The sequence below is a fragment of the Halorubrum sp. GN11_10-6_MGM genome (genome assembly GCF_005435165.1).
In the GTDB taxonomy this organism is placed as follows: domain Archaea; phylum Halobacteriota; class Halobacteria; order Halobacteriales; family Haloferacaceae; genus Halorubrum.
On record NZ_SGUC01000016.1, the window covers coordinates 64077 to 72874 of the forward strand.

Sequence of the window (8798 nt, forward strand, 5' to 3'; positions counted from 1 at the left end):
CCCGTCCCGGCTCGGTACCGCGACCGTACGCATGTGTGCCCTCCACGCAGCGGCCGCGACCGATAACGCCGTGCTGTCGGCGTTCGGGACAGTCGACCCGTTTGTACTCAACAGCGGTGCCGTTGGCCCGTTTGTACTCAACAGCGGTGCCGTTGGCCCGTTTGTACTCAGCAACGGCGCCGTCGACCTCGTTCCGAGCGCGGTCGGCGCCGGCGCGCTGGTCGTCGGTCTCGCGTTCCTCGCGTACGGCGCGGCCGGCGCCCGCGACGCGATCCGGGTCGTCCGGGCGAGCGCGACCGACCCCGCCGGGCTCGACGGCGCGGAACGACGGATACGGGTGACCGGCCGCGCCGCCGAAGTCGACGGGGAGACGCTCCCCGCGCCGTTCGGGGGCGACCCGTGCCTCTGCGTCGAGTACGACGTGTCCGAGCTCCGCAGTCAGGGGAACGGGCAGTCGTGGGTCGCGATCGACGAGGGCGAGGCCGGCGTTCCCTTCCGCGTCGACGACGGCGGGACCGGCGTCCGGGTCGATCCCGCGGCGGCGACCTTCTCGCTCAACGTCGACGAGAAGATCAAGCTCGACGCGGGCGAGGAGCCGCCCGAGCGCGTCCGGGGGTTCATCGACGCGGTCGACGAGGTCGACGAGACGGAGACGGGGTACGAGATCGGCCCGCTCACGATCGGCGACGACCCGCGGCGCCGGTACGTCCAGCGGGCGCTCCGCCCGGGCGACGAGGTGACGGTCGTCGGGGACAGCGAGGCGTTCCCGGACGCGCCCGTCGGCGAGGTGAAATCGCGGATCGCGGACGGGTCGCCGTTCCTCGTCTCGGACGCGAGCGCGCGTTCGACCGCGCTCCGGCTGGTCGGCTCGTCGGCGGTCCCGATCGTCCTCGGCGTCGTCGCGCTCGCGGTCGGCGCGCTGGCGCTGACGCCGCTGATCGCGGCGCTCGTCTGAGTCCCCGACCCCCGTTTCAGCCCGCCCGACAGGCCTTTCTAACGCACCCGCGTTGGGTGAGGTATGTCAGACGACGAGCCGAAGCCCGGGTCCGCCGAGGACCAAGGGCCCGTGACGATCACGCCGGAACTCGCGGACCGACTCGCCGAGAAGCGAGAGGAGCTGTTCGAGGAGTTCGAGATCCGCGACGAGTTCCCGAGCGAGGTCCTCCGCGAGGCCGAGGCCCGGACCGAGGGCGTCTACGAGGAGATCGAAGCCGAGATCGACGAGCGCGAGGACCTCCGCGAGTTGACGACGTGGACCACCGACCCGGTCGACGCGCAGGACTTCGACGACGCCATCTCGATCGAACGGGAGGAGGGCGCCTACCGGCTGTGGGTCCACATCGCCGACGTGACCCACTACGTCACGCCCGACACCGCGATGTGGGAGGAGGCGGTCGAGCGCGCCAACACCGTCTACCTGCCCGACTACACGATCCACATGCTCCCGCCGGTGCTGGCCGAGACCGTCTGCTCGCTCGTCCCGAACGAAGACCGGCTCGCGCACACCGTCGAGATGGAGATCGACGAGGAGACGCTGTCCTTTGAGGACATCGACATCTACAAATCGGTGATCAACTCCGACGAGCGGCTCACCTACTCGGAGTGCGAGGAGCGGCTCGACGACCCCGAGTTACCCCTCAGTGAGAAGAACCAGCTGGCCTTCGATCTCGCGGACCGGATGCACGAGCAGCGCAAGGAGGACGGCTCGCTCGTCCTCAACCCCCGCCGCGACCGCGCGCACACCATCATCGAGGAGTCGATGCTGAAGGCGAACAAGGCGGTGACGCACACCCTCATGTGGGACCGCGGCGTCGAGGCGATGTATCGCGTCCACCCGCAGCCGACCCCCGACCAGTGGAACGAGGCCTTAAAAGAGATCCAGGAGCTCGACGGCGTCTCCATCCCCGGCGACGCGTGGGGCGACGACCCGCGGAAGGCGGTCAACGCCGCCCTCGAAGAGTCGCCCGAGCGCCAGCTCAACAAGATCCAGCGCGCCGTGCTGAAGGTGATGCCGCGCGCGAAGTACATGAACGACCCGTTCGGCGGCCACCACGCGCTCAACTTCGACATCTACGGCCACTTCACCTCGCCCATCCGCCGCCTGTCGGACACGATCAACCACTGGATCGTCCACGAGAACGACGTGCCCGAGACTCTCGTCGAGCTGTGCGACCACGCCAGCGACAAGCAGAAGGACGGCGAGACCGCCGAGCGACTTTATAAGCAGTTCCTCCAAGAACAGGGGCTCGACCCGTACGCGGTCAACAACCGCGGCGTCGAGGTCGTCGAGGACCCCGAGGAAGCGAAACACACCGCGTAGGTCCCGCGCGACTGACCGCCGCCCGGACCCGGCGACTGCCGCGGAGCCAACCTTGATTGTCGGCGGCGACGACCCGCCGGCATGGTAACTGACCGCATCGTCGACCACTGCCTGTCCGTCGACGGCGACCGCCCGGACCTCCCGGCGCACCTCCTCGACTGGTTCGCCGTCGCGATCGGCGGCGCGACCCACGCCGACTCCACCCCGGCGATCCTAGAGGGCGTCCGGAAGCTCGCGGGGCCGACGCCCGACCCGGAGACGGACGAGACCGCGACGCTCCTGCCGAGCGGCGAGCGGCTCACTCCGGCCGACGCCGCGCTGGCGAACGGCGCGCTCGCGCACAGCCTCGACTTCGACGACACGCACCTCCCCTCGTCGCTCCACCCGGGAGCGCCCGTGATCGCGGCCGCGCTCGCCGCCGCGGAGGGCGAGGACACGTCCGCAGACCGATTCCGCGACGGCGTCGCGGCCGGCTACGACGTCGCCTGTACGGTCGGCGAGGCGGTCGGCCCCGACGCCCACTACGACCGGGGGTTCCACGTCACCGCGACCTGCGGCACCTTCGGGGCCGTCGCGGCCGCCGGCGTGGTCCGCGGGCTCGACGCGGACGAACTCCGGAACGCGTTCGGGATCGCGGGGAGCCAGGCGGCCGGCTCGCTCCAGTTCCTCGCGAACGGCGCGTGGAACAAGCGGCTCCACCCGGGGCTCGCCGCCCGGCGCGGGATCGAGGCGACCGACCTCGCCGCCGCCGGCGTCGTCGGCGCGGCCGACCCCCTCGCGGGCGAACACGGCTTCTTCGCCGGCTACTCCGACGAGCCGGATCCCGCGGCCGTCGAGCGGATCGGGGAGCGCGACGCGGTCGCGCAGACGGGCCGCAAGCCGTACCCGTGCTGTCGGTACCTCCACTCGGCGATCGACGCGCTCCGGGAGATCGCTCCCGAGGTCGACCCCGACGCGGTCGAGTCGATCGAGGTCGCGATCCCGAGCGCGGGCGTCCGGCTCACGGGCGAGCCGATCGAGGCGAAGCGGCGCCCGGACGGGTTCGTCGACTGCCAGTTCTCCGCCCCGTTCGCGGCCGCGCTCACGCTCACGGAGGGGACCGCCGACGCCGAGGCGTTCCTGCGCGCCGTCGGCCGGCTCGACGACCCGCCGCGGTGGGACGACCCCGCGATCCGGCGGCTGATGGACGCGACGAGCGTCGGGACGGACCCGGCGATCGAAACGCGGTTCCCCGAGGAGTGGGGCGCCCGGGTGGCCGTGACGGCCGGCGGCGAGACGCGCGAGGCGTCGGTGAGCGTGCCGCTCGGCGAGCCGGAACGGCCGATGTCGGCGGCGGAGACGGAGGCGAAGGCGGCGGGGCTGCTCGCGGGCAGCGGCGTCGACGCCGACCGCCTCGCGAGCGTCGTCGAGTCGCTCGACGGGCGGTCCGTCGCGGAGCTCGTCGAGGCGGCGACCGCGGAGTAAGGGAGCGGAGTAACGGAGCGGAAACGGGGCGGTCGCTCAGTCCTCGTCGGACGGCTTCCCGACGATGACCGGACGGTCGGCGTTGAGGATGATCGACTGGCTGACGCTGCCGAACAGCGCCTTCCCGACCGGCGAGCGGTCGCGCATCCCGAGCGCGATCGCGTCGACGTCGCGGTCGGCCGCGACAGCGAGGATCGCGTCCGCGGCGTCGCCGACGTGGAGCTCGCGGTCGTGGGCGATGCCGAGCTCGTCGAGCCGCGCCTCGACGGCCTCCAGCGAGTCGGGGATCCCGCGGAGGTCCTCGATCGACTCGTTGATCTCGTCGATGACGGACGAGCCCGCCTCGTCGGCGGGCGCGTCGACGGACTCGTACACGTGCAACAGGGTGACCTCGACCTCGGCCGGGTCGGCCGGGAGCGATTCGAGGACGGCGACCTGCGAGAGCGCGCGGTCCGTCTCGATGTCGACCGGCAACAGGACGTGGTACATACGCCGGAGTTGAACGCCGGCCGTGTTAAATACCCCCGCCGGATTCGAGAGGCCGCGAACGCCCCGCGGTCGGCGGGTCGAACACGAGGCGGAGGGTCGGCCCCGCGACCGCACGGCGGGGAGATTTAGGAGGGCGACCCCCCACTCGCGCTCAGTCGCGCCGCGTCGCGAAGCGGGTGACCGCGGTCGCGGCCAGCGCGCCGAGCGCCGCGATGACCGCCAAGACGACGAACAGCTCTCGGGGGCCGGCGCGGGTGAGGACCGTCCCGGCCAGCGTCGAGCCGAGCGCGCCGATCCCGAAGATCCCGACGTACGTGTAGCCGAACGAGAGGCCGCGCGCCTCGCTCGGCGAGTAGGCGGCGACGGTCGCCTGCGAGAGCGGCTGGACCGTGAACAGCGCGACGCCGAGCGCGAGCGACACCGCGACGAAGGTGGCGACGCTCCCGGTCGCGGGGATGAAGAGCAGCGCGAGCGCCGACAGGACGCCCATCAGCGCCATCAACCCCCACTCCGGAGGGACGCGGTCCGCGATGCGACCGCCGAGGTACTGGCCGAACACGCCGACCGTGAGGACCGCCACGTACAGGTACCGCCCCACGTCGAACTGGTCGGCGTAGGGACTCGCCGGGTCGACCAGTTGGAGGTCGACGAGGCCGCCGAGCACGTCGCCGAGCAGGTCCGGGAGGAACGTGAGGAACGTCCGGTAGTAGAGGCCGCTGAACGTGACGAACGCGAACACGATCAGGAAGCCGCCGGCGATCAGGACCCGCGTGTCCGCCGCGATCGACGACAGCGAGACTTCGCCTTTCGTCCCGTCGGACGAGTCGGTCTCGGCGTCCGGGTCGCCCGCTCCGCCCGAGTCGCCTTCTCCGTCCGAGTCGCCCTCGTCGGCGTCCTCGGGGGAGACGCCAGCGGTCGCCGCGGCGTCGGAGGAGAGCGCCGCGTCGACGTCGACGGTGACGCCGTACGCGGCGACGGCGAGCGCGGGGAGCGCGAGCGCGGCCGTGACCAGCCGCCAGTCGAACGCCAACAGCAGCAGCGCGGTCGCCAGCGGGCCGAGCGCTATCCCGAGGTTCCCGCCGATCCCGTGGTAGCCGAGCGCGGTCCCGCGCTGGTCGATCGACGTCGAGAGCAGCGACAGCCCCGCGGGGTGGTAGACGCTCGCCGTGAGCCCCCAGACGGCGATCGCCGCGGCGAGGACGGGGAGCGTCGGCGAGACGCTCACGAGGAGGAACGAGCCGGCCATCCCGGCGAGGCAGGCGAGGATGAGCGGCTTCGACCCGAAGCGGTCGACCAGAATACCGCCCGGCAGCGCGCCGACGCCGAACAGCCCGTAGCCGAGCGTGACGACGACGCCGAGCGCGGCGGCGGTCGTCGAGAACTCGCTCACCCACACCGTCAACAGGATCGGGATCGACAGCTCGTAGGTGTGGACGAGCCCGTGCGATCCCGCGGTGAATCCGACGATCCGGCGCTCGGCGGCGTCCATGTGGGTCCGGGGTTCGTCGGGTCGGTTCATAACCTCGGGGGTAGCCGCCGCGGTTGCCGAGAGTCCGGGGCGAGCCGCCCGCGGCGTCCGGCGGCGTCGCGCGAGAACCGGCGGTCGGTGCCGACACCGCCTCGACCGCGGCGCCTCGACGCGCCGCGACCGCGCTACTCGGTCATCGCCGTCTCGCCGACCGGGGGCTCGGCGCGGATGACGGCGACGACGAGGACGGCGGCGACGACGCACACCCCGGCGAGCATGGTCCAGCTCGCGCGGTACGTCGCCGTGTCGGCGAGGTAGCCGAACGCGGGCGGGGCGAACAGCGCCCCGGAGGTGAGCGCCACCTGACAGCCGGCGGTCGCGCTCCCCATCTGGTCGGCGGGGACCAGCGTCGCCATGACGGAGTAGTAGACGCCGGTGAACCCCAACACGAAGAATCCGAGCGCGGCGAACGCGGCCGCGGCGGTCGCCTCCGTGGAGGTCCGCGCGACAACGAGGAACAGCGCCGCGCTCGCGACCGTCTGGACGAGGAGGATGGCGCCGATCCGGGTCTGGGGGTCGCCCGGGAGGCGATCGGAGAGCCACCCGCCGAGGAGCCGCCCGCCGCTGCCGAACAGCTGGACGATCGCCAGCACGGTGCCGGCGAACGCGACCGACGCGCCGACCGACTCCTCGACGTAGAGGACGGTGTACCCCGTGGTCGTGAAAAGTGCCGCGCCGAGGAACAGCCCGGCGACGACGAGCAGGACGTACGGCCGGTTGCCCGCCAGTCCGCGGAGGTCCGGGCGGCTCGTCGACCCGCCGCCGGCGCCGCGGTAGAGGACGCCGAAGACGACGGCGACGACGAAGCCCACCCCCGCCGCGATCAGGAATCCCGCCTGCCAGAAGAGGTAGCCGGCGAGCCCGGTGACGAGCAGGGCGCTGATCCCGCTGCCGCCGGTGACGCCGACCTGTTTGATCCCCATCGCGGTGTTCTGTCGCCCCGGAGAGACGCTGTCGTACACCGCCTTGTTCGTCCCCGGCATCGCAGTGCTGTAGACGGAGCCGAGCAGGAAGACGGCGACCAAAAGCAGCGCGTAGGAGGGCGCGCCGGCGACGAGCACCATCCCGGCGGCGAGGCCGACGAGGCCGAGCGAGAGGGTCCGGCGCTCGCCGACGCGGTCGGTTATCGCTCCCACCGGCAGCAGGAACAGCGCGTAGCCGAGCGTGAGCGTCGTGACGACGAGCCCGACCTGGAACCGGGAGAGCCCGAACTCGTCGCGGAAGAACGTCGTCGCGGCGAAGACGGTGTAGTAACAGATGCTCGCCGACACCTGCCACAGCGTCACCAGCGAGACGGTTCGCCAGTAGGAGCGGTCCATCCACCGGCAGGGACCACGCCCCGGTTCATAAGCGGTGTCGTCCCGGCAATCGCAGGTCCGCGGAGCGGCGGCGACTCCGGATCGTGTCGGCGCGTACTGCCCGCTCACGAATCCTTATGGGCCGGGACTGGAAGGAAAGACCATGACACAGGACTGGCGGGACTCGGTGGAACTCACCCAACAGCAGTCGCTCGTGCGGCGCAGCATCCGCGATCTCTGCGCCGAGTTCGGCGACGAGTACTGGCGCGAGCGCGACCGGACCGCGACGTACCCGACGGAGTTCGTCGACGCGCTCGCCGAGGACGGCTGGCTCGGCATGCTCGTCCCCGAGGAGTACGGCGGCGTCGGGATGTCGACGAGCGAGGCCGTGGTGATGATGGAGGAGATCGCCGCGAGCGGCGGCGGCTTCGCCGGCCCGCAGTCGATCCACGGCGGGATCTACAACTCCGTCCCGATCGTGAAGTACGCCGACGAGGAGCTGAAGGAGGACCTGCTGCCCCGCGTCGCCGACGGCGACGCCCGCATCCAGGCGTTCGGCCTCACCGAGCCGAACGCCGGGTCGGACTCGACGGCGATGGAGACGCGAGCCGAGCGCGACGGCGACGAGTACGTGGTAAACGGCGAGAAGGTGTGGATCTCCCGCGTCGAGGACAGCGACTACCTCGTGTTGATGGCGCGGACGACCCCCCGCGAGGAGGTCGAGAAGCGCACCCGCGGCATCTCGATGATCCTCGTCGACCTCGACGACGCCTACGGGAACGGGCTGGAGATCGAGCGCATCCCGAAGAGCGCGAGCCGCGCGGTCCACTCCTACCAGCTGTACTTCGACGACCTGCGCGTCCCCGCGCGGAACCTGATCGGCGAGGAGGGACGGGGGTTCTACCAAGTCCTCGACGGGCTCAACGAGGAGCGGCTGGTGATCGCCGCCGAGTGTCTCGGACTCGGCGAGGTCGCCTTGGAACGCGGCATCGAGTACGCCAACGAGCGCGAGGTGTTCGGGGGTCCGATCGGCGCCAATCAGGCGGTCCAGCACCCGCTCGCCGAGGCGTACGCCGACCTGCTCGCGGCCAAGAAGGTGATCTACAGCGCGGCCGACCGGCTCGACGACCTCGAACGCACCGAGGCGGGCGCGGAGGCGAACGTCGCGAAGTACCTCGCCGCGGAGGCCGCGTTCGAGGCGGCCGACGCCGCGGTCCAGACCCACGGCGGCTTCGGCGTCGCCCGCGAGTACGACGTGGAGCGCTACTTCCGCGAGGCCCGCCTGACGCGGCTCGTCCCCGTCACCCAGCAGCTCGCCCTGAACTACCTCGGCGAGAACGTGCTGGGACTGCCGCGGTCGTACTGATCCGCCGGGAGGAATTGTTTATAAGACCGATGCGGTGGCGCGCGCCCGCGAGCGGCCGCCCTCGGCGGCCGCGAGGAGCACGCGCGAGGGAGCGGTGAGCGACGGGCGACCGGAGGGAGCCCGAGCGAACCGCGAGGCTGGGGAGGTGTGAGGCTGCGGTGCTGTGCGGTCGGGGTGGGACTCGAAGGGGCAGTCGCCGGCGGCGATAGTGATAGCCGAAAAATTTGTAATATTAGAGTGTAAGTACGAACTATGCCTGGACCGTCGAAAGATCACCTCGAACATCTGAGTGAAGAGGAACTCGATGAGGCGATCGATCAAGCTCAATCTGAC

Annotated in this window: 7 protein-coding genes; 4 read left to right on the top strand and 3 right to left on the bottom strand. The window is 71.4% G+C overall.

Features of this window, described 5'->3' with window-relative positions; genetic code table 11:
- Window positions 1-31 precede the first annotated feature (31 nt).
- The 3 genes from EXE46_RS09725 (at window position 32) to EXE46_RS09735 (ending at window position 3784) form a co-directional block, all read left to right on the top strand.
- Complete coding sequence (locus tag EXE46_RS09725; protein ID WP_137688196.1) at window positions 32-955, top strand: GIDE domain-containing protein; 924 nt, start codon at window positions 32-34, stop codon at window positions 953-955.
- 63 nt (window positions 956-1018) lie between these two features.
- A complete protein-coding gene (locus EXE46_RS09730) occupies window positions 1019-2320 on the top strand; it encodes a ribonuclease R family protein (protein ID WP_137688197.1) in 1302 nt (433 codons plus the stop codon).
- Window positions 2321-2401: 81 nt separating this feature from the next.
- Window positions 2402-3784 carry an MmgE/PrpD family protein gene (locus EXE46_RS09735; protein WP_137688198.1) on the top strand — a complete coding sequence of 461 codons (1383 nt, stop codon included), beginning with the start codon at window positions 2402-2404 and terminating at the stop codon, window positions 3782-3784.
- A gap of 36 nt (window positions 3785-3820) precedes the next feature.
- Here EXE46_RS09735 and EXE46_RS09740 read toward each other — a convergent pair whose 3' ends face one another.
- The 3 genes from EXE46_RS09740 to EXE46_RS09750 form a co-directional block, all read right to left on the bottom strand.
- Window positions 3821-4273, bottom strand: coding sequence for a universal stress protein (locus tag EXE46_RS09740; RefSeq protein WP_137688199.1), 453 nt, complete (start codon window positions 4271-4273; stop codon window positions 3821-3823).
- A 151-nt stretch (window positions 4274-4424) separates the two neighbouring features.
- Complete coding sequence (locus EXE46_RS09745) at window positions 4425-5762, bottom strand: MFS transporter (protein WP_137688205.1); 1338 nt, start codon at window positions 5760-5762, stop codon at window positions 4425-4427.
- A 164-nt stretch (window positions 5763-5926) separates the two neighbouring features.
- On the bottom strand, window positions 5927-7120 hold the full coding sequence (locus EXE46_RS09750) for an MFS transporter (protein ID WP_137688200.1): 1194 nt from the start codon (window positions 7118-7120) through the stop codon (window positions 5927-5929).
- 142 nt (window positions 7121-7262) lie between these two features.
- On the opposite strand from EXE46_RS09750, the gene EXE46_RS09755 reads away from it, so the two are divergent.
- Window positions 7263-8465 carry an acyl-CoA dehydrogenase family protein gene (locus tag EXE46_RS09755; RefSeq protein ID WP_137688201.1) on the top strand — a complete coding sequence of 401 codons (1203 nt, stop codon included), beginning with the start codon at window positions 7263-7265 and terminating at the stop codon, window positions 8463-8465.
- The last annotated feature ends 333 nt before the right edge of the window (window positions 8466-8798 follow it).